This is a genomic window from Pontibacter rufus (genome assembly GCF_015694705.1).
Classification (GTDB): Bacteria; Bacteroidota; Bacteroidia; order Cytophagales; family Hymenobacteraceae; genus Pontibacter; species Pontibacter rufus.
In genome coordinates this window covers 139,749-161,108 of record NZ_JADQDR010000010.1, presented here as the reverse complement: position 1 = coordinate 161,108, position 21,360 = coordinate 139,749, and the positions used below count along the sequence as shown (strand labels likewise).

Here is a 21,360-nt window from a genome sequence, read left to right as displayed (position 1 = left end):
GGAGCCGTTTATCTGGTGAGATGGGCGATAACATCGTTGATAGCCAGTTCCTGCTGTTCGCCGCGTTGCATGTTGCGCAGTTTAAGCCGCCCGCTTGCCATTTCCTCAGAGCCAATCAGCAGCGCATAAGGGATGTTTTTCTGATCGGCATAACTCAACTGCTTTTTCAGTTTGGCTGCTTCGGGGTATAGTTCGGCGGCAATGCCTGCATCGCGCAGTTGCTGCAGCAAAGGCAAAGCATACAACTCCGATTCCTTATCGAACTGTACGATTAGCACTTTGGTGCCTGCCTGGCTGCTGTCCGGGAAGAGCTGCAATTCGTCCAGCACATCGTAAATACGGTCTACGCCAAACGAAAAGCCCACGCCCGACACACCCGGCAGTCCAAACATGCCCGTCAGGTTATCGTAGCGGCCGCCCCCGCTGATGCTGCCCATACTTACATTGTTAACTTTTACCTCGAAGATGCAGCCGGTGTAATAGGAGAGGCCCCGTGCCAGGGTTACGTCCAGCAGCAGGCGCGGAATACCGGACGCATTTTGCGCTGATAATGCCTGGCTGTTGAGACCCAGTAAGTATGCCCACACTTCGCGCAGATCTTTCAGGCCGCGCTGCCCTTCTGCTGTTTCGCCAAGTATAACCTGCAATTGCTCCAGCAGCTCTTCGTTGCTGCCGCTCAAAGTATAAAGGGGCTCCAGCTTGTCAACAGCTTTTTCAGAAATGCCGCGCTCCAGCAGCTCCTTGCGCACGCCTTCCGGCCCGATTTTATCCAGCTTGTCAATGGCTACACAGATATCGCTCTCGCGGCCTTTTTCGCCAATGGCTTCGGCTATACCTGCCAGCACACCGCGGTGGTTTATTTTGATAGTGAAATCTGTAAGGCCGAGGGTGCTAAGCACTTCGTTTATCATCTGCACAATCTCGGCTTCGCAGAGCAGTGAACTGGTGCCAACTACGTCGGCGTCGCACTGGTAAAACTCGCGGTAACGACCTTTTTGCGGCCTGTCGGCACGCCATACGGGCTGAATCTGGTAGCGCTTAAACGGAAATGTAATCTCGTTGCGGTTCATCACCACGAAGCGGGCAAAAGGTACTGTCAGGTCGTAGCGCAGCGCCTTTTCTGATACTTTGCGTGTCAGGTGTTTGTGCCCTTTGCTGATGTCTTCAGGAGTGGTCTTAGCTAGGAAATCGCCGGAATTCAGGATTTTGAAGATCAGCTGATCGCCTTCCTCGCCATACTTGCCCGTCAGCACCGACAGTTGCTCCATGGCCGGGGTTTCGAGGGGCAGGTAGCCAAATTTCTCGAAGGTGCGCCTGATAATGCCGAAAATATAATTACGTTTGACCACCACAGCAGGGCCAAAATCGCGTGTTCCTTTGGGTATACTTGGTTTCTCTTTGCTCATGCTTTCGCCAGTTTGCCGGCGAAGTTACTAAAACTGTAGCAAAAGCGGGTGGAGAGTTGAGAAGATGCAGTAGTTTACTTTCAGCTGTGCAGAAGGGCAAATTTAAAAAGCAGCTTTATCGCCTTTAACAACATTATAAATGGTATAAAAAATTATCTTCAGGTCAAGCAAAAACGACCAGTTTACAAGATAGAAGATATCCAGCTTTACACGGCCCCGTATCTGGTATAGCTCAGAGGTGTCGCCCCGATAGCCGCGCACCTGCGAGAGGCCCGTAATACCAGGCTTGATGAAGTGGCGCACCATGTATTTGTTCGCTACCTGCGCGTATTCTTCCCCTAACTTCAACATATGCGGCCTTGGCCCGACTATGGACATCTGGCCTAACAACACATTAAAAAACTGGGGAAGCTCGTCTATACTCGTTTTTCGGATAAAAGCCCCGACAGGCGTAATGCGGGAGTCTCCTTTGCGTGCAAGCAGCAGGTTGGCATCATCATTCACATACATACTTCTCAGTTTATAACACTGGAAATCTTTGTTATCTATGCCCGAACGCGTCTGCTTGAAGAAAACAGGACCTTTAGACGTGATTTTAATCGCCAGCGCCACCAATGGTATCAGCCACGACAAAACAAAAAGTATAACGGCAAGAGAGAAGACGATATCAAAAGCTCTTTTGATGAATTTATTAATGACATCATCCAGGGGCAGTGCCCGGACAAGGAGCACCGGGAAAACGTCATTAAAATCTATTTTCAATTTCTGGTAGGGCTGGCTGCCGGGTACCGGTAAAAATTTAATGCGAATCAGGTTATTGTCTGCGAAATCAAGAAGCTGCGTTATTTCATGCTTGTCTAATTCATAAGGGCAGCAATAAATCTCATCCACATCATTTAGCAGGGCAAAAGTTTCTATTTCGCTGATCCGGCCTTTTAAGGTGACTCCGTCCGTGCTTTTATTATCAAAAAAGCCCAGGAAGTTATAGCCATACTCGGGGTGCATTTTGAAAAAGTATTCAAGTTCCAGTCCGGTATCGTTCAGGCCGGCGATGATGACATTGCGCAGGTTGTAGCCATTTCTCCTGTAAATTCTCAGCGCCGTGGTGACGGCAACTCTCCAGAAAACTATCAGGCATGTTAAAATCAGGTAGTGCAAGAAAAGAGCTTCCCGCGGCACAGATACAATTTCAGCCAGGTTAAGCCCTGCTTCAATTAAAACAATGTAAAGCAATATCGCTTTCAGAGCCGTAAACACCACATTTATTCTTCTGGTGACGCGATTTACTTTATAAGTACCTAGTAAAGCCGTGCAAAGCAGCCAACTGGTTAAAGAAAAGAGAAATGATACCAGATAATTGGGTTCATCTGTCACTGAGTGGCTAAGGACATATGCCAGAACAATGGATATTGCTATGGCGGCAATATCACCTAAGAAGTGAATTAACTTAATGTATTTTGAATATAAACCAGACATTTTTAAGTAGTCAGATAGTATAAATTCGGATTAGAACCAGCAAGCGCACTTTATTAACTAAGTTGGCTGGTAATGATTAAAAACGAACATTGTCCTGTGCTCAAAAATAATGTATAACTATGATATAGGACAGCTTTAATTTAGAAATGCACCTGGTTAGCGAAACAGGGCCTGGCTTATAGGTATATGGCTGTAGTAACTTCAGGCTGCAATTGTATCTGCCTGCAAATAGCAGCATACTTCGTACCGGAAATTTAATAACGTACTTACAGTTTTATTCAGGATGAGCGGAGACCGTAATTTCATCCTTTTTATAGTAAATTATGATGGCTGCGCAGATGCAAAAAATAAAAATGGAATCCTGGCGTGCCAGCAAATTTTCTGTAAAACAATTAAATGCAAAAACGATTACAAAAAACTGAGCTGCCAGATCCGCCTCTTTCCTTGATTTGAAAAATAAGTAAAGGAATAATGCTAAGAGCAGAATCAAACCCAGGATGCCATAACTTAAGAGCATATTCAGGTATTCGTTATGCGTGTTAAAATTCTCTTTAGACTCATAAATCCAGGCCCAGTAAGTTTTATTTATAGATTCTTCTTTATAACAGTTGTTAAGTTTATCCTGGGTGGTGCTGGCGCTTCTGTTTCCTAAAAATATATTAAAGTCCCTGTCCGTAAATTGCCGGTATGCGCATTCCCAGATTAGAATTCTGGGTTCGCCCTTGCCCTGCAGCAGATAAATAAAACGTTCGCTGAACCGGTTGTACTGGCTCAGCACCGAAATGCTCAGGACCATAAAAAGAATAAGCCCGGCTATCGTCTTTAAATTCAGGATTCCTCTTTTCCTTAAATATTCATAAACAAAGTATAAGCAAACAATTATCAGCGCAACGACCGACAAGCGGGCTACAACCAGGAAAACTGATATAATTGCTATCGCGAGCCCCAGGTAGTAGACAGGATGAATCTTAAGCCCTTTTCTGAAAAGCAGGGATAAAACATAACTGAAACTTAGCGTTTGGATTAATCCAAAGTATGGCCTGTGAATATACGTAATCTCATTTACCCGGGCCCCGACTGTTGGTAAATAACCAAGCTCGCTGTAAATTCTGTAAGCGGAATAGAAGGAATAAATGCCAAGTATAAGCGCCAGGCTGAAAAGCCCCTGCCAAAACCCTTTTCTGACCAGGTGGACTTTAGCCTGCGGCATTAAACCGAAGGCCAAAGGCATAAAGAGCAAAGCAAAGCTCTTCTCAACTATCTTGTATTCGGTATGAAAATCTTTGGCATAAAACAGACCTGTTAAATACAAAAGGAAAATAGACAAGAAGAGGTATAAACCTGCGTGGTGTTTAAAGTTATGGATGTTTTTATAGTGCTGCACAAGCACAAGCAGTATAAAAATAATAAGGGGGATATTGGCGTAGATTGGTTTAAACGGCAACAAAAATATGCACAGCCAGATTAATATCCTTTCAAATGAAATTGCCTGTGCAGTTAGTCTATTTAGCATACTGAAGGTATAAACTTTCTAAAGCCTGTATGTTTTTATCTATAATAAAATGCCTAAGAAACTCATTATAGGCGCCTTTCCCCATCTCTGTTACTTTGTCTCTGTTCCTGAGCAAATCAATAATAGCAGCAGCGCTTTCCTGTGCTGGTAAATCAATATCAATTAAAAGACCGCTGTTTTGATCTGCCACACAATCCTTATTGCCATCAACATCCGACAAGATACAGGGCTTGCCCAAAGACATGGCTTCCAGAACGGCGTAAGACAAACCTTCATACCTTGAAAGAGAGATGTAAAGCAAACTATGGCTCAGGATCGAAAGCGTTTCCTCCCGGGAGGTCCATTCAAAAAATCGGACAACATGCTCCAGGTTATTTGCTGCAATAAACTCTTTTGCCTTTTCCAGATCCGGAGAGTAATGCCCCACCCCCAGCATGTATAACTTTAAAGCGGGGAGAGCTTTATGTATTTCCCTGAAAGCCTGCAGCAGGTAAAGCGTGTTCTTCTGGTAAGAAGGACGCCCAACGGTGCAGATATAATTGCTGGTATTATCAAAAACAGGCTCCTGCGAAGGCCTTGGCAAAGAATTATTTATCACAAAGGTTCTTTCCTGCGGATAATGGGCATCCTGAACAGCACGCCGGCCTTCGGATTCGGAACACGCTATTACATAACTGTTTGTATAGCTGTAAAGCCTTTCCAGAGACTTGAAAACAAAGCTTTTGAGACTGTTGCCGGCACTTAAAAACGAAAAAGCATGAGGCGTATAGAAAGCAGGTATTTGTAATATTGCTCCGATGGTTCTGCCTGTTATTCCGCTTTTAGCGCTATGGCAATGAATAATATCTGGCGATTCGGCCTTTACTATTTTAAGTGCCTGGCCCAGCAGCTTTGTATCTTTTAAAAGACGGATGTCTCTCTCAAAGTCTAAAGTATAGGTTTTAACAACTCTGCCCGATTTGTACGTGATGGGTAGCTGGTTCTGCTCATTATCTCTGAGAATGATCAACTCAAACTTAGCCTCATCAATATTTGCTGCCACCAATCTGATATAAGTCTCTACGCCGCTAAGTACCAGTGCTATATGTAAGACCTTTACTTTCCTTTCCAAAGTATCCGCTTTTTGAGAGATTCTACAATGTTTCTGGGAATGAACAATAAGATGCTCGCCCTGGTGATTCCCATGATGGGGTAGTAGCCAAACTTAAAGTTTTCCTTTATTATTTTAATTCTGGTTTGGAGTTGCGTACTTCTTCTGGTTGAAGAAATACCGCCTGCGGTATTGATCTCGAAGCGTACCAGCACTTCGGGTAAATTCGCTGTTTTAAAATTCCGGACAAATTTAAAAAAAAAGGCATAATCCTCTGCAGCAGGGTAATCGTAAGGATATTCTTTGATAACATCCAGCGCCTCTTTCCGGAACATCACCGTGGGGTGTATAAACATGTTGTTTAAGAACATCTTCTTTTCGATATCTTCATGTGCCGCAGGCAAATGCAGCTGATAGAGGGGATTGCCATTTACATCTATAGCTTCTGCCCAGGTGCCCAGCAACTGAATATCAGCGTTGTTTTCCATGAACTCCAGTTGTTTATGGATGCGCTGAGGCATATTGATATCGCCGCAATCCAACCTGGCTATAAACTGGTAATCGTTTTCCTTTATCCAGTCTAATCCTTTGTTAAGGGCAGTTTCGATTCCACTGTTTTGCTCCAGATATAAAAAGAATACTTCTCCTGTGGCCTTAAATAATTCCTGAATTTTATTTTCATCAATCGGCGCTATACTTCCATCATCCACCACCAGTACATCGCAGGGTTCATTCTCTGAAAAGGAAGCAATTGTTTTTTGCAGGCCTTCAGGATCGTTGTAATGCGGAATGAGAACAACTGCCTTACGATGATCTCTCATTTTTGATAAGAATTATGGATAAGGACAAAGCTAACCAATACCCTGTTAATCTGAACGAATCCCACTGCAGATAAACAAATATATAGCCAACTATAGTAATGAGGCTTATCGTTGCTAAGATGGTCAGCACGAAAGATTGTGCTTTAAACCTCTTTCTTATTAAAAACAACTTCAATGCTAACAGTAAATTAATGGCGAAGAAGAAGAAGGCGGTAAAGAATCCTGTTTCTGCAGCTAACCTGGTAAACATGGAGAAGCCCGGCGGCCATATAGGAAGATTCGTATTGGCCCAGTTCCTGATTTCATAGCTGTTATTATAGGACCAAATGGAGTAATAGGCAGGAAAGTAGAAGCCCTGCTGGCCAAAGCCAACGCCGAATACCGGATTATCCAAGGCTATTTCCAGTGCGGCTTCCTGGGTGCTCCACCGCGATATGCTGGATTCCTGCAAGTTGCTGTCTTCCGATACAGAGATGGACTTGATACGCTCAATAATCTTGTCACTTGAAACATACAGCATTATTGCCAGGGCCGCTAAAATAAACGGAGACAGGTAAATAGCCTTTTTAAACTTCCGGCCGGTAATTCTGCGCTTTACCTGCAGGGCAAAAAATAAAATAACCTGTAGACTGATAATCACCAGACCCGATCTGGAGCCGGAGAAGTATACCAGAACTAATATAGAGAGCAGGAGAAAGCAGTTCCTGAAAAGTTTACCGGGCTGAGTCAGAAAGTAACTTAACAGCCAGGGCACGGCAAAAACCAGGTACAGGGTCAGAAAAGGAGGCTCTGGCGTAATCGATCGTATTCTTCCGTAAGCCACATAGTGGAATTTCTGCCCGGTTCTGATGATTGGGTCTATGCTTTTCAGAAAGGGCGTAAAGAGTTCTATATGATAGATATGCATTATCTCGAAAAAAGCATAGCCTAATACAATAAAATAAGATAGTACAATTGCCTTTCTTATGCGGAACAATATCTTCTCAAAACTTATGTGGCATAAGATATTATAGAAGATATGGCAGACAATTACGCCATAAAAAAGAAGCAGGAAATACTGAAGTATAAACTTGCCGTAACCGCTTTTACCTTTAAAAATATGGTCGAAGCTGTTTAGAGATACAACAGAATTGGCAAATACCAGCAGGATAAAAAGGAGGAATAAAAAATAATACCTGTCTGATATGATTCTTATTCGTTTCTGAAAGAGGATGGTTGCCACAAATAGCGGCACAGAAATAAACAGAAGAATGTGTGCAGAAGCATCAGCCTGAAGCTCACCTAAGAATGGAAGCCCCGGTACTCCGGTAAAAGGGAGCAAAAAGACTACCAGAAGCAGAAAAAGCCAGTTTAACTTATTTAGCCTGATTTTCAGATGCATTTTGTACGCTTTTGAAAAACGCTAAACGTTCTTTCTCTTTTGCATTTAATCCTATCAACGGTTCTACTACCGACCTTTCAGTTTTCTTTCCGTGCCAGGCTCTGACAAAGTTTTTTATGCTGTCAATGCTCTGAACTACATTTTCCTCGAAATTACCAATATCCAATATGAAATCCTGCCCTTCCAGATCAGTGTCTTTGTAGCCCAAAATAACAGGCAGGCCAAAAGCACAGTATTCCCGTACTTTTAATGGGCAGGCCTCGTCCATATTCTTTCTATGCAGTGCTAATGTACCAATACCTATGTCGGCAGTAGCATACAAAGTTTTAAGGGAATCTTTTCGTAAGTAACCATGGCAAATAATATTATCAGTCATCTCAGGTAGATTGGCTTTTTCATAGCCAACCAGATGAAAAGTAAACTCTGGTAGCAAGCTGGCTAATCTTAAAATTTTATCCACACCATGCCACGAGTAACCTGGCATTCCAACAAATATCAGAGAGGGCTTATTAGAAAAGCTAGCAGTGAGGGTATGAGCAGGTATTTCATCATTAAAAACGAAGCCATTGCTAACTGTTTTGATATATGGAACTAAGCCCTGATAATATTCCCCAATTTCATTGGTCACACTTACAACTCCAAGTACATGCTTTAAAATCTTTTTGCGGCCATAGGTATATATAATTCTTCTGACTTTACCCTCCAGCTTTATTTCTTCTAAATCATTGGTGTTTGCCTCTAAAATTATAGGTGCTTTTTGAGAAAAAATTCTGTGTATGCCTGGAAACCAGATTCCCTGCCGATAATAAATTATATCAGGAGAAAAGTCTTGCAGACTCCTGGCAATTGCTTGACTGCTTAAAATCTTGTTAAGGTAATTTTGTACTTGTCCACTAAAAAAAGATGCTATAGGGTTCAAGAAAGTTTCTGAGCTTACATCAATAATATTCTTCCTGTTTCTTACTTCAGAGCTAAGGACTGAAGGGAATGAGAAAATTTTTACATCATGCCCTTCCTGTGCCCATGAGTTTGTCTGGCCTTTTATTTTTTTTGTAACGCCTGTTTCTTCGGTGATGTCTACTTCGACTAGGTATGCAATCCTCATTACTTTCTATTTTGTAAAAGCTACGATTTTACCTGCGGCATGTCCGTCGCAAAATGCTGCCCGGATTCTTTATTTATAAACTGAGGGCGCGCTCCAATAATGGTAACTATTTTCATTAATTATTTTTTAGAACTATCCCGAATTTTTTAAACCACTGATGAAATGTTAATAATCTGAAGTAAACTGAGCCAATATGAATATCCTCTTCTCCTTTTATGAGCTTGTCAAACGAAGCCATAATCTGGTCAGGGTTTACAAGCTGGTTTAAATCCTTGCAGGCTTCCGTTAATTTCTGCCGTACTGCGTCTTTATGTTGCTGAATCCAGACAGTTTCCGGAGTAACAAAGCCCATTTTATCATGCCTGTTTTTAATCTTATCGGGGATGGTCGCATCCAGCGCTTCGCGCAGCACATACTTTGTTTTACCATTATGTATTTTATAGTCGTCGGGCAAACTAACTATAAATTCTACAAGCCTGTAGTCCAAAAAGGGCACCCGCGACTCAATAGAATGCGCCATTGAGTTTCTGTCTTCATAATGCAGCAGCATCGGAAGGTTGGAGACGCACAACTGGTCGTAGGACATGTCGGTAATGCTGGAAAAGAAAGCAGGGCTATAACAATCTTCTGTGTTGCTAATGCTATCTTGAAGTATCGGCGTGCTGGTTTGGCGAAGTTTCTGAGCTAACCCGGAAGGCATAATAGACTTGGCTACAAACTGCCATGCTTTTTTTGCGCTGTACCCGTGCAGGTTTTGCAGGGCAGCAGTTTCTTCCATAATCCGCCCCAGTTTAAGGTCCTTCAGTAAACCCATCAGGTGGGCATCATGAAAGGGAGGGTAGCCGGCCAGCGACTCATCGGCGCCCTGGCCATCTAACATCACTATAAGGCCGTTTTTGCGTGCTTCCTCAAATACGCACCATTGTGCAAAAATGCTGGACGAGGAAAAAGGCTCATCCTGGTGCCAGACTAATGTATCAAGTGCATCAAACAAAGTATCTAAATCCGGGTAAACCTTATGAGATTTTACCCCTGTTTTATTTATTACTTCATCAATAAACTGCTGCTCATCATACTTTTTTATACTTGAGCAGGCAGATACAGTCTCTTGTATGTCGTGCTTGTTCTCTTCTCTTAAAACTTTATTAACAGAGCACACAATCGAAGTGCTATCCAGGCCGCCGGACAAACAGGAGCCGACTTTTACATCAGAACGAAGCCTGAGCTTTACAGCATCTGTAAACAGGTCGAAAAATTCCTGCTTTGCCTCCTGGAAAGTACCTTTATAAGGCGCAACGTTTTCCCGGAGATTATACCATTGATACACACTAACACTGCTGTCCGAAAGGTTAAATACCAGGTTATGACCGCCACGCAGCTGCTTTACATCAGAAAAAAGTGTGTCTGCTGTGTGGTCGAAAATGCCGTGCCTGATAAAATCTGCCGCCCTGGAAGTATGCAGAACCGGCTGCCAGTCGGGTAACGTGCTGAATTGCTTTATTTCAGAGGCAAAAGCAAAGTAAGCTTCTGTTTTACGGTAGTAGAAAGGCTTTACGCCAAACCGATCGCGGCTGCAAAACAGGGTATCGTTGCTTCTGTCCAGAATGGCGAAAGCCCACATGCCGTTGAACCGCTTCACACATGTTTCCTGCCAGTAATCGTAAGCTGCCAGAATAACTTCTGAATCTGTACCGGATACAAAGCTGTAACCCGCTTTTTGCAGCTCCTGCTTTATTTCTAAATAATTAAATATTTCGCCGTTAAATACAAGTGTATATTTTTCGCCAAGGTGCATTGGCTGGTGGCCAGCGGGGCTAAGATCAAGTATGGAAAGCCTCCGGTGGCCAAAGGCTAAATTCTTATAAAAGAAGAAACCGTCATCATCCGGACCCCGATGGGAGATGATATCATTGTAAGCTTTGATTAGAGAAGAATCAACCTGCTTTTCTTTTAAACTTATAATTCCGCTTATACCACACATTATCTTTTAGAGTATTTTATTATAAGAAAGAGGTAAAACAGGTACTGTACAACTTCGTTTATGCCGTAAAGATAGATAAAAGTTGTAAGAGGTTGAAAAGTACCAATGTAAAGTATACTTACAGTAGTGATAAAGTAGAAAAATTGCCAGAGTGAAAGCACCTTTAACTTGTCATTAACCACAAGAACAGAACTCAGCGGAGAAGCAATAAACCTTACGGCAAAAGGGATAGCCAGCACCTGTGCATAATGCCCGGAAGCAGTCCATTCTTCTCCAAAAATATAGGAAAACAGGAACTCCCCGGCAAAAAGTAAAACAACTGTAGGCGGGATAGACAGGAAGAAAAGCTTTTTAGCTGTGTCGATAACTAAAGGTCTTAAATCCTGCCCTTCATTTTTTAATTCTGCTATCTTCTGGTAATAAACTTGGCCTACTGCGCTGCTAATCAAGGACAAGGGAATGTTAACAATCCGGTAGGTTAAACCGAAAAGCCCCGCTGATGCAATACTGAAATAAGTTGAAAGTATAAAAACCGGCGCCTGCATCGAAGCGTTATCAAGTAGCGCCGAAGGAGTATAAAAGCTAAGAAACCTCCTGTATTTCCGTAATATCCCCCGTATAGCATCCTTGGTTAATAAATGCCTGAACCGCCATAGTTGTATAAAGAATTTTTTGCCGGCTACCCCAACAAACAGCACCTGCCCCAGTAAATAGGCAACTATCAATCCATTAAAATAGCTGCCCTGCAGCTGGCTTAAACCTACCTGTGCGGTGCCATTGCCTACCGATTGTGCTACTTTGCTTTGAGACAGCAGCATATACTTCTTGCTTCTGCCGTGCCAGTACGTGAGCACATTGGTTAAGCCTAACAGGGCAATTGAAAGCGGGATAAAGTATAAACCTTCGTTTAAGTGGACAGAAAGCTCTGATGAGAAGATAAGAATTGCTGCTGCAGATAGTATAGTTGTGCAGGCCACTAACAGCACCGAAACCCAGGCCAGGAGCTGGCCTTCAAGCCGCTTCGCCGGTAGAATAATAGCCATCTCATACTTGGCTGCTGAAACACTTCCGACTACGGTGATGATGCTGACAAATAACGTGAGGCTTCCGAAAGCAGCAGGAGAGTAGATGCGCGCTATTACAGGTGATAACAGCATAGGGATTACCTGTGCTATTAAGGTGCCTGAAAACAGCGTAATTATATTCTTTAAGAATATATTTTCCTTTAACCTGTCCCTGAATTTAAGTAGCAAATTTGTAGCTGGGAATTCCTGTAAGTATAAATCGGAGTTATGTTCAGCGTTAAGGCTATCGTATCAGTACAGGCGAGACCTGCTCGTTTCGGGCCGACTGTACTTTAAGATAGTACATACCTGGTTTAAGGGTGTGTATGCTCAGATCTAAGAAATCCTGGTTGATGTCCTTCATAAAGCTCTTTTCATACATACTTCTGCCAACTGCATCATACAGTACTAATTTCACTTCTTCGCTATAAGGAGAAACAAGCTCAACCCTGAAATTCCCCTCGTTCGGGTTCGGGTATATAATGGATGTTATGAAATCGGCAAACAAGGGATAGTCTTTGGCAATGCTTATCACGTTTGATGTTTTACAGCCAAACTCATCTGTTAGCACCACATGATAGTTACCGGGCGCTGTAACAACCAGGCTGCTATCTGCACCGGGTATAAGTTTATTATCAGCATACCACTCGTAAGCATCATAACCTGCCGGAGCCGTAATGATTCTTTCTTTTAAAGTAATCTGCTTCCTGAAGTTCTTTTTGTTCAGCCTGATTGTGTTTGTGGCAAAAATTTTACCGCGGTTATTTTTAACTACCAGCTGGTACTCGCCGCCTGTTAAAAGATATAAAGAGTCGCTGTTATTCCCTTCAAGCGGCAGGTTGTCCTTGTACCATTGGTACTGAACGATGCTGTCAGGGTCGGCAGCGGCTGCTTTCAGATACAACTGATTATCACAAACCCCAACTACATTAGAAATTAAAGAGATTTTTGCAGAAGGAATACTACTCAGGAAGTTATTTACCATTGGCTGCGGAAAGCTATGGCCCTGAGTATGTGATACGAATTCCGTATTTTCTACATCCTGGAAGAAAGTTTTTGTATAGCCGTTGAAGGCCTCGATTTGATAGATACCATACTCATTTCTGGCCCAGCTAAAAAAGTAATTGGTATGCTGCTTCTTTATCGTTTCATGAAGATACTCATTGGAATAAGTCGTTACCAGATCAGGAATCACTATCTGATCCTGGTTAGCCCACTCAAAGTCATCTCTGGTGATAGTAAATCCGGAAGCAACAACTGTAGCAGCAGGAGCAGATTGAAGGGAAACTAACAAAGCAGCCGAAGCGCCCTGTGATAAACCAAGTATAAAAACCCTGTCGTAATTTTGCTTTAAATACTTAGCCGTTGCAATAGCATTAATAAGGTAGCTGGCAGAATAAGAGCCGCCTACATTTATATAATAATTGGTTATAAAAGAGAAATTCAGCTTATATCCTTTTCGGTGAATGGCCAGGAAATCCTCATTGGGTTTTACCGAAATATAAATATCTCCAAAATCTGATACCTGATTTACAATATCGCCATGATACCCTATACCCTGAAAAATTTCTGTCGCCTGGTTGTTCCCTGAGCCGGGAATAATCAGTATTGCCGTTTTTGATTTGGTACCCGCGTCATGGTATTTGGTCAGGGAATAAGAGTTATACAAGCTGCTGTCGATATTATACTCCAGCTTAAAGATGTTTTCGTTCAGGCTGGAAGCAGTTGCTAGTTCCAGAGAGTCGTAGGCGCCGTAAAATGACTTGGCCGGCACATAATAGGAGCTTAACTGCCTGTTAAGTTCTTCTATGGTGTTTACTTCCGGGTTAACCAGCTCAAAGGAATGATTGATAGGGACTGTAAAGCCAGCCTGTAAAATTGCATCATCACTTATATTCTGTGCAAAGCCCGCGGTTTGAATTAAAAGGACCAGGCAGGCAACTATACTTCCTAAAGCAGCTTTCATAAGGTTCATGGCAGATATCTTTTCAGATTGATTCGGAAAATAGCAGAGAGCAGCTTAATGCTTGAGCGCATATATTCTTTCAATGATGTCAACTACTTTCAATCCTTCCAGCGCGTTAGTCGTAATCGTGTTTCTGCCTTTCAAAGTATCTACCACATTCTCAATTACATAGTGATGGTTCTGTGCAGAGCCTTTGTAAGCGCCATAATCGTTTCCGGGGTTGGTGGGTGCCAGTTCAGGCATCATGTAATCCCTGATATGGCAATATTCCACCTCATTCATGTACTGGCCGCCAATTTTGATACTGCCGTTTTCAGCAATTATGGTCATGCTGCTCTCAAAGTTCTGGTTCCATATCGAGGTCGAATAATTCAAGGAACCCATACCTCCGTTTACGAAGTCAAAGCTTACAAAGCCCGAATCCTCGAAATCAGTGGAATGCTGATGATTAAAATCTTTGAATTTAGCGCTTATGTTTTCGATGTCCCCGAAGAGCCAGTACATGATATCTATAAAGTGCGAAAACTGTGTAAACAAAGTTCCGCCATCCAGTTCCTGCTTGCCATGCCAGCTATCAGCTTTGTAATAGCGATCATCCCTGTTCCAGTAGCAGTTAAGCTGCACCATAAAAATCTTACCCAATACACCGTCTTCTATCAATTCTTTTATCCAGACGGAGGGTGGCGAGTACCTGTTCTGCATCACCGCGAATACATGCTTATGCACATGCAGGGCCTTGAAGATGAGCTTTTCTGCATCAAGCTTGGTTAGGGCCATCGGCTTTTCCACCACAATGTGCTTGCGTGCCTCCAGGCTGGTCATGGCCTGCCTGGCATGAAGCCCGTTTGGTGAAGCAATATTAACAACATCCACCTCTATGCCACTTGCCAGCAATTCTTCCAGCGTTTTAAAAAGAGGCACGTTAAACTGATCAATGCCAAGCTGCTCCTTATTTTTAATGTCAACGAGGGCTACCAACTCAGACTCCTCATTTTCCGTTATCATTTGCGCATGCCTTTTGCCAATATGGCCACAGCCAACTACTGCAAATTTTACTTTGTCACTCATTTTGTTTTTAGCTTATTTTTTGAACGCGGCCTGATACTAAAATATATTTCTGGTTACTCTCCGGGCATAAAGCCTCTCCGGATGTGCTGAACTTTAGTTTATGACCAAATTCACTCATCCAGCCGGTTTGTTTAGCAGGGTTTCCTACTACCAATGCATAAGCAGGTACATCTTTTGTCACAACTGCTCCCGCCCCAATAAAAGCATATTCTCCTATATCATGGCCACAAACTATCGTAGCATTAGCGCCGATTGAGGCACCTTTGCCCACATGGGTTTTAGCATACTGCCCGCGCCTGTTTACAGCACTGCGGGGATTCGTGACATTTGTGAAAACCATGGATGGGCCCAGAAAGACATCATCTCCACAGGTAACACCTGTATAAATCGAGACATTGTTCTGCACCTTTACATTGTTGCCCAGTATAACCTCGGGAGATATTACCACATTCTGGCCGATGTTGCAATTCTGGCCAATGGTACAATTCGACATAATATGAGAAAAATGCCAGATTTTTGTGCCATCTCCAATCTTACAACCCTCATCTATAATGGCAGTTTCATGATTATAATACTCCATTAATTTAAATTATTAGCTGCTAAAAATTCCTTGATGCTGTCTGTAATATACTGCAGTTCTTCTTCGGTCTGTTCTGTATGGATGGGAATAGACAGAACCTGGGCCGAGAGCTGTTCTGAAACAGGAAAGTCTCCCTGCGTATACCCATAGTTTGTATAGGCTTTCTGAAGATGCAGCGGCACAGGATAATACACCATAGTAGGGATGCCCTTTACCTGGAGAAAAGAACGGAGTGCTTCTCTCTCAAAGGTATTGCATTTTATGGTGTACTGGTGGAAGACATGACTGGTGTTTTGGGCACGTGCAGGTATACTGATAGCATCAAAGCCTTTTAGCTCAGCATCGTAAAAAGCTGCGGACTTGCTTCTTCTGAGGCTGAAGTCATTCAGCTGGGGCAATTTTACCCTTAGTATAGCTGCCTGCAAGGTATCAAGCCTGGAATTTACGCCAACGATGTCGTGATGATACTTTATCCTTTGCCCATGGTTGGCAATCATCTTTAATTTAATGGCTAGCGCATCGTCATTTACAAACAACGCGCCGCCGTCCCCGTAGCAGCCTAAGTTTTTAGAGGGAAAGAAAGAGGTCGTGCCGATGTGGCTTATTGTGCCGGCTTTCCGGGTTGTTCCATCCGGGAAAGTATAATCTGCGCCGATAGCCTGCGCCGTGTCTTCTATCACAAAGATATCATGCTTTTGCGCTATAGCCATAATGCCTTCCATATCGGCACACTGGCCAAATAGATGCACAGGAACTATGGCCTTTGTTTTGGGTGTAATATTTTTCTCAATCTCCTCTACTGATATCAGAAAAGTATCCGGATATACATCGACGAAGACAGGCGTAAGACCCAGCAAAGCAATTACTTCGGCAGTGGCGACATAAGTGAAGGCAGGAACAATCACTTCATCTCCGGGCTTCAGATCGAGCGCCATCATGGCAAGTTGTAAAGCGTCGGTGCCGTTTGCGCAGGGAATTACATGCTTTGCGTTGTTATAATCAGCAAGCTCTTTTGCGAAGAGTTCAACGGCCGGACCATTGATAAAGGAGGTAGCCTGAAGAATTTCTGACATTGCTGCGTCAATATCCTGCTTCAATCTTTGATATTGACGCTGTAGGTCAACCATTTGTATTATCATAGGGTAATCTGAGGGTAGCAAAACGGATCTAAACCTTTGTTTGAGAAAATCCTGGAACAGTAAAAAATGTAATCACTCCGCAAAAGTAATAAAATTAAATAGAAAGAAATAAGACTATTATGCCTTATAGAACTATACTTGTATATTTGCAAAAACAATGAATATGTATCAGTTAGAGGAACGGGATAAGCACAAAAGGCTTGAAAATCAGGATGAAATAGATTTGGGAGTTATTTTTGAGCGCATTGGCAGAATACCACAAAAGGTAGGAAACCGGCTTAAGTATACTTTTAAAGCTGTTTATAACAATCTGAAGGTTGTGTCGCTGGTTGTTTTGCTTGGTATAGGGCTCGGTTATGCTGCATATTATGTAACCAAGCCATACTATACTTCATCCATGACCTTGATTCTGTCTAACATCCGGAATGAGTTTATGGAAACCCAGCTTGACAAGCTTTCAGTTATGATAAATGAAGATAACTTTGAAGCTGTTTCAAAGAGCCTGGATATAAGCCCTGATGCCGCCGGGCAAATTAAAGGGATGAATTTCTATAATCTGGATCAGGATAGAGTAGCGGAAGACAGCATTCTGACGGGATCCCCTTTCCGGATAGAACTTCAGTTATACAACAACGCCCTCTTTAGTACGATGGAGCCAGCTTTGGCAAACTACCTGGAAAATAACCGTTACTTTTCGAAGCAGAAGCGCATTCGCCAGCAACAGATTATAAGCCTGATCTCTAAGTATAAAGATGAAATTGCATCATTGGATAGCGTAAAAACAGCAGTCGTAAACCCTAGAGGGCCTGTAAATGGCTTTGTATATGGCCAGCCCATTGATCCTGCCAATCTTTACAGAGAGAGTATAGATATGTACCAGCGGCAGATTGCATTACAGGCAGAACTGGAGCGGTTAGATAATGTGGAGGTGGTGACTGGATTTGTATCGAGATTAAACCCTACCGGGCCTAAGTTGCTTAAATACCTTCTGATTGGGGCTCTTTTAGGTTTTATTATAGGATTAATCATCGCACTCAGGCGTGAAGCTGTTAAAAGAGAGAAATTGTCATACTAGTTCAGGAAGTATAAAATAAAACGGCCGCTGTTCCTCCGAACAGCGGCCGTTTTATTTTATACTTCCTGATGTTACTCTTCCTTACGTGTTACCCAGCTCAGATTATACAGATCTTTCCTGCGGTCTTTCAGGTTGCGCACGCTGCCGCCGGAGTTCAGGTCTTTGAGTAAGTCCAGATCCAAATCGGCAATCAGCGTCATCTCCGTATTAGGCGTAGCTTCGGCAATAACCGCATCGTGCGGGAAGGCAAAGTCGGAAGGGGAGAACACAGCAGACTGCGAATACTGGATGTCCATGTTCTCTACTTTGGGCAGGTTGCCTACACTGCCGGTGATGGCCACATAGCACTCGTTTTCGATGGCGCGGGCCTGCGAGCAGAGGCGCACGCGCAGGTACGCATTCTTGGTGTCGGTCCAGAAAGGCACAAATAGGATTTTCATATCCATATCGGAAAGCATACGCGCCAGCTCCGGAAACTCCACGTCGTAGCAAATCAGGATGCCGATTTTACCGATGTCTGTGTCGAAAATCTTCAGCTTGTGGCCGCCACGCATGCCCCAGTAGTGCGATTCGTCGGGCGTTACGTGCAGCTTATACTGCGAATCATAGGTGCCATCGCGGCGGCAAAGGTAGCTTACGTTGTACAGCTTGTTATCGTAGTACTCCGGCATACTGCCAGCTATAATGTTTATGTTATAAGAGAGTGCCAGGTGGATCATGCGCTCCCGTATCTCCTCGGTATACTCTGCCATACTTCTGATAGCTTCAGAAGGAGATTCCTCGTTGGTGAGCGCCATCAGCGGGGCGTTAAAGAACTCCGGAAACACCACAATATCCGATTTATAGGAACTGACGGTATCTACAAAGAACTCTACCTGCTGCATAAAATCATCGAGATCCTTCACCGCCCGCATCTGCCACTGCACAATACCAATGCGCACCACGGTTTTACGGCCGCCTATCAGTTCCTCTTTCTCCTCGTAATACACGTTGATCCACTCCAGCAGCGTAGCGTACGAGCGGGATTCCTTGTCGTCGGGCAGGTAATTCTTCAGGATTTTGCGGACGTGGAAATCATTGCTGAGCTGGAAAGAAAGCACCGGGTCTGAGAGCTCCTTGTTGCGCACCATCTCAATATACTTGGCTGGTGTCAGCTTGTCGGCATAGTCTTTATATCCCGGTATGCGGCCGCCGGCAATAATGCCGCGCAGGTTCAGGTTCTCGCATATTTCTTTGCGGGCGTCGTATAGGCGGCGGCCCAGGCGCAGGTTGCGGTACTCGGGGTGTACAAACACATCAATGCCATACAAGGTAGCGCCATCAGGGTCATGCGACTTAAAAGTGCCATTATCGATGATTTGCTCATAGGTGTGTTTGTCGCCATACTTATCATAGTTGATGATCAGGCTGAGAGCGGCGGCCACTACCTTTCCGTTGTCTTCAATGCAAATCTGCCCTTCCGGAAACTTCTTCAGCAGGTTAGAAAATTCTTTGCGGGTCCAGGCACCGTCAATGCTACGGTAAACCATGTCCATAATTTCCTTTACCTCGTTGTAATCTTTCAGCACCAGTTGGCGCAGCAGTAATCTATGTTCAAAATTCGTTTCTATTTTTTCGCTCATTTGTAATGTATAAGTCTGTTATACCTGTAAGCCTATACGTGCTGTAAGTATGATTATGGTATAGTATAAAAGAAGCAAAGCTTATTTCTATACTTTGGGGTACACAAAATTAACAAAAAAGCGCAGTGCTCAGGCTGCGCTTTTTGCTTGGCGGTCCGGACGAGTTAGAATTGTATCTCCAGGATATCGCCTTCCACGATGAGTTTACCCGCTGTGGCTGCCTGTATGTCTTCTACCGTAACACCCGGCGCGCGTTCCAGCAGCTTAAATCCGCCTTCCGGAAGCACCTCCAGCACCGCCAGGTCCGTTACAATTTTCTTTACGCAGTGCACACCCGTGATAGGCAGGGTACATTCCGGCAGAAGCTTGGAAGATCCGTCGCGGGCGGTATGTTGCATGGCGACAATGATGTTTTTGGCAGAAGCTACCAGATCCATGGCGCCGCCCATTCCTTTTACCATTTTGCCCGGTATCTTCCAGTTGGCAATATCGCCGTTCTCCGACACCTCCATGGCGCCCAGAATCGTCAGGTTTATGTGTTCGCCGCGGATCATGCCAAAGCTTTCGGCAGAGCTGAACAGGGCGGAGCCGGGCAGTGTGGTAACCGTTTGCTTGCCTGCATTGATCAGATCGGCGTCTACTTCCTCATCTGTGGGGAAGGGGCCCATGCCCAGCAGCCCGTTTTCTGACTGCAGCACAACTTCTACACCTTCGGGTATGTAATTAGACACCAGTGTCGGGATGCCAATGCCCAGGTTTACGTACATGCCGCTTTCTACCTCTCTGGCAATACGTTTCGCAATTCCGTGTTTATCCATAGTAATGTGCTGATTTTTAATGTGCTAATGTGCTAACCCTTATTGCGTTGCTTTCTTAATGTATTAACTTTTCTTAGAGTTAGATATGATTTTGGATAAAAGTTTTTGAATTTCCAGTAACTTTTCAAGCCTACCTGCAATATCAGGGTAGCCAGGGCTATATTTGCAGAGTAATAGCCAATATTCAGTTTTGCTTGCTTCTTTCGCGGCAATTTTCAGCTTATGTATGAAATCGGCTTTGCTTTCTGCATGTTGAGCTTCTCTTATATTTGCACCGATAGATGTTCCGCTTTTGAGCAGTTGATTTGAGATAATATACTTCCGGTCATTTTCAAGAGCCTCGGCATATCGGATAATATCCAAGGCAAATTGAAAAGATTTATTTAGAACAGGATTATTTTCAGTACTCTCCAGTTTAATTTCATCCCTAGCCATAGAGACAGCACATTAGCACATTAGAAAATCAGCACATTAAGAAGTCCGTACCGTCCGCTGCTCAATGCGCTTTTCATACGTTTCGCCCTGGTAAATGCGCTGCACGTAAATGCCCGGCGTATGAATCTGGTTCGGGTCCAGCTCGCCGGCAGGCACCAGTTCTTCCACTTCAGCTACCGTGATTTTGCCGGCAGCGGCCATCATCGGGTTAAAGTTGCGGGCCGTGCCTTTGTAGATCAGGTTACCGGCGGTGTCGCCTTTCCAGGCTTTCACGAGAGCGAAGTCCGCTTTCAGCCAGCTTTCCAGCAGGTACATTTTGCCGTAAAATTCACGGGTTTCTTTGCCTTCGCCTATCTCTGTGCCATACCCAGCTGGCGTGAAAAAAGCGGGGATGCCCGCGCCACCGGCTCTGATGCGCTCGGCCAGCGTACCCTGTGGTGTCAGTTCCACTTCCAGTTCGCCAGACAGCAGCTGGCGCTCAAACTCGGCATTCTCGCCTACATAGCTGGCAATCATTTTTTTTACCAGGTGCTTCTGCAATAGCAGACCGATGCCGAAATCATCTACTCCGGCGTTGTTAGAGATGCAGATGAGGTTTTTTACTCCCAAACGGAGCAGTTCCTGAATGGAATTTTCGGGGATGCCACAGAGACCGAAACCGCCCAGCATCAGCGTCATGCCATCCGTAATGCCCTGCAGCGCTTCCTGCGCGTCTTTTACAGTTTTATTTATCATAGTTGATAGTGTGCTAATGGTTTAATGTGCTGCTATGTTGCTAAGGAATGTATACCATAGCGATCTCTTGCCATTAATCATTTAC

18 protein-coding genes are annotated in these 21,360 nt (G+C 43.9%); 1 reads left to right on the top strand and 17 read right to left on the bottom strand.

The window, feature by feature from the left end; genetic code table 11:
- Positions 1-8: 8 nt before the first annotated feature.
- From hisS to I2I11_RS16775, 13 genes are all read right to left on the bottom strand, one after another.
- Complete coding sequence (hisS, locus tag I2I11_RS16835) at positions 9-1,406, bottom strand: histidine--tRNA ligase (protein WP_196268905.1); 1,398 nt, start codon at positions 1,404-1,406, stop codon at positions 9-11.
- 102 nt (positions 1,407-1,508) lie between these two features.
- Entirely contained in the window at positions 1,509-2,882 is a 1,374-nt protein-coding gene (locus I2I11_RS16830; protein WP_196268904.1) for an undecaprenyl-phosphate glucose phosphotransferase, read from the bottom strand.
- A 274-nt stretch (positions 2,883-3,156) separates the two neighbouring features.
- Positions 3,157-4,266, bottom strand: coding sequence for an O-antigen ligase family protein (locus tag I2I11_RS16825; protein ID WP_196268903.1), 1,110 nt, complete (start codon positions 4,264-4,266; stop codon positions 3,157-3,159).
- A gap of 118 nt (positions 4,267-4,384) precedes the next feature.
- Positions 4,385-5,506 (bottom strand): glycosyltransferase, encoded by a 1,122-nt coding sequence (locus I2I11_RS16820; protein ID WP_196268902.1) that lies wholly within the window; start codon positions 5,504-5,506, stop codon positions 4,385-4,387.
- Positions 5,491-6,306 (bottom strand): glycosyltransferase, encoded by an 816-nt coding sequence (locus tag I2I11_RS16815; protein ID WP_196268901.1) that lies wholly within the window; start codon positions 6,304-6,306, stop codon positions 5,491-5,493. The genes I2I11_RS16820 and I2I11_RS16815 overlap by 16 nt, the downstream gene beginning before the upstream one ends.
- A complete protein-coding gene (locus tag I2I11_RS16810) occupies positions 6,290-7,213 on the bottom strand; it encodes an O-antigen ligase family protein (RefSeq protein WP_196268900.1) in 924 nt (307 codons plus the stop codon). Before I2I11_RS16810 ends, I2I11_RS16815 begins: the two co-directional genes overlap by 17 nt.
- A gap of 448 nt (positions 7,214-7,661) precedes the next feature.
- The gene (locus tag I2I11_RS16805) at positions 7,662-8,792 is read right to left on the bottom strand and encodes a glycosyltransferase (RefSeq protein ID WP_196268899.1); all 1,131 of its coding nucleotides are present in this window, start codon (positions 8,790-8,792) and stop codon (positions 7,662-7,664) included.
- Between the two features lie 115 nt (positions 8,793-8,907).
- Entirely contained in the window at positions 8,908-10,773 is a 1,866-nt protein-coding gene (gene asnB, locus I2I11_RS16800) for an asparagine synthase (glutamine-hydrolyzing) (RefSeq protein ID WP_196268898.1), read from the bottom strand.
- Positions 10,773-11,930, bottom strand: a complete 1,158-nt coding sequence (locus tag I2I11_RS16795; RefSeq protein WP_196268897.1) for an oligosaccharide flippase family protein — start codon at positions 11,928-11,930, stop codon at positions 10,773-10,775. Before I2I11_RS16795 ends, asnB begins: the two co-directional genes overlap by 1 nt.
- 151 nt (positions 11,931-12,081) lie before the next feature.
- Positions 12,082-13,803, bottom strand: a complete 1,722-nt coding sequence (locus tag I2I11_RS16790) for a T9SS type A sorting domain-containing protein (RefSeq protein WP_196268896.1) — start codon at positions 13,801-13,803, stop codon at positions 12,082-12,084.
- Positions 13,804-13,857: 54 nt separating this feature from the next.
- Complete coding sequence (locus I2I11_RS16785) at positions 13,858-14,871, bottom strand: Gfo/Idh/MocA family protein (RefSeq protein ID WP_196268895.1); 1,014 nt, start codon at positions 14,869-14,871, stop codon at positions 13,858-13,860.
- A gap of 7 nt (positions 14,872-14,878) precedes the next feature.
- Positions 14,879-15,451, bottom strand: coding sequence for an acyltransferase (locus tag I2I11_RS16780; RefSeq protein WP_196268894.1), 573 nt, complete (start codon positions 15,449-15,451; stop codon positions 14,879-14,881).
- Positions 15,451-16,578, bottom strand: coding sequence for a DegT/DnrJ/EryC1/StrS family aminotransferase (locus tag I2I11_RS16775; protein WP_255531388.1), 1,128 nt, complete (start codon positions 16,576-16,578; stop codon positions 15,451-15,453). The genes I2I11_RS16780 and I2I11_RS16775 overlap by 1 nt, the downstream gene beginning before the upstream one ends.
- Positions 16,579-16,753: 175 nt before the next feature.
- Between I2I11_RS16775 and I2I11_RS16770 the strand changes: the two genes are divergently transcribed.
- Positions 16,754-17,665 (top strand): chain length determinant protein, encoded by a 912-nt coding sequence (locus I2I11_RS16770; protein WP_196268893.1) that lies wholly within the window; start codon positions 16,754-16,756, stop codon positions 17,663-17,665.
- Positions 17,666-17,736: 71 nt separating this feature from the next.
- On the opposite strand, the gene I2I11_RS16765 is transcribed toward I2I11_RS16770, so the two are convergent.
- The 4 genes from I2I11_RS16765 to I2I11_RS16750 all read right to left on the bottom strand — a co-directional run bounded on the left by I2I11_RS16765 (position 17,737) and on the right by I2I11_RS16750 (position 21,275).
- Positions 17,737-19,287 (bottom strand): carbon-nitrogen hydrolase family protein, encoded by a 1,551-nt coding sequence (locus I2I11_RS16765; protein WP_196268892.1) that lies wholly within the window; start codon positions 19,285-19,287, stop codon positions 17,737-17,739.
- A gap of 164 nt (positions 19,288-19,451) precedes the next feature.
- Positions 19,452-20,111, bottom strand: a complete 660-nt coding sequence (locus I2I11_RS16760) for a 3-oxoacid CoA-transferase subunit B (protein WP_196268958.1) — start codon at positions 20,109-20,111, stop codon at positions 19,452-19,454.
- A 57-nt stretch (positions 20,112-20,168) separates the two neighbouring features.
- A complete protein-coding gene (locus I2I11_RS16755) occupies positions 20,169-20,540 on the bottom strand; it encodes a four helix bundle protein (protein ID WP_196268891.1) in 372 nt (123 codons plus the stop codon).
- Between the two features lie 36 nt (positions 20,541-20,576).
- Entirely contained in the window at positions 20,577-21,275 is a 699-nt protein-coding gene (locus I2I11_RS16750; RefSeq protein ID WP_196268890.1) for a CoA transferase subunit A, read from the bottom strand.
- Positions 21,276-21,360: the final 85 nt, after the last annotated feature.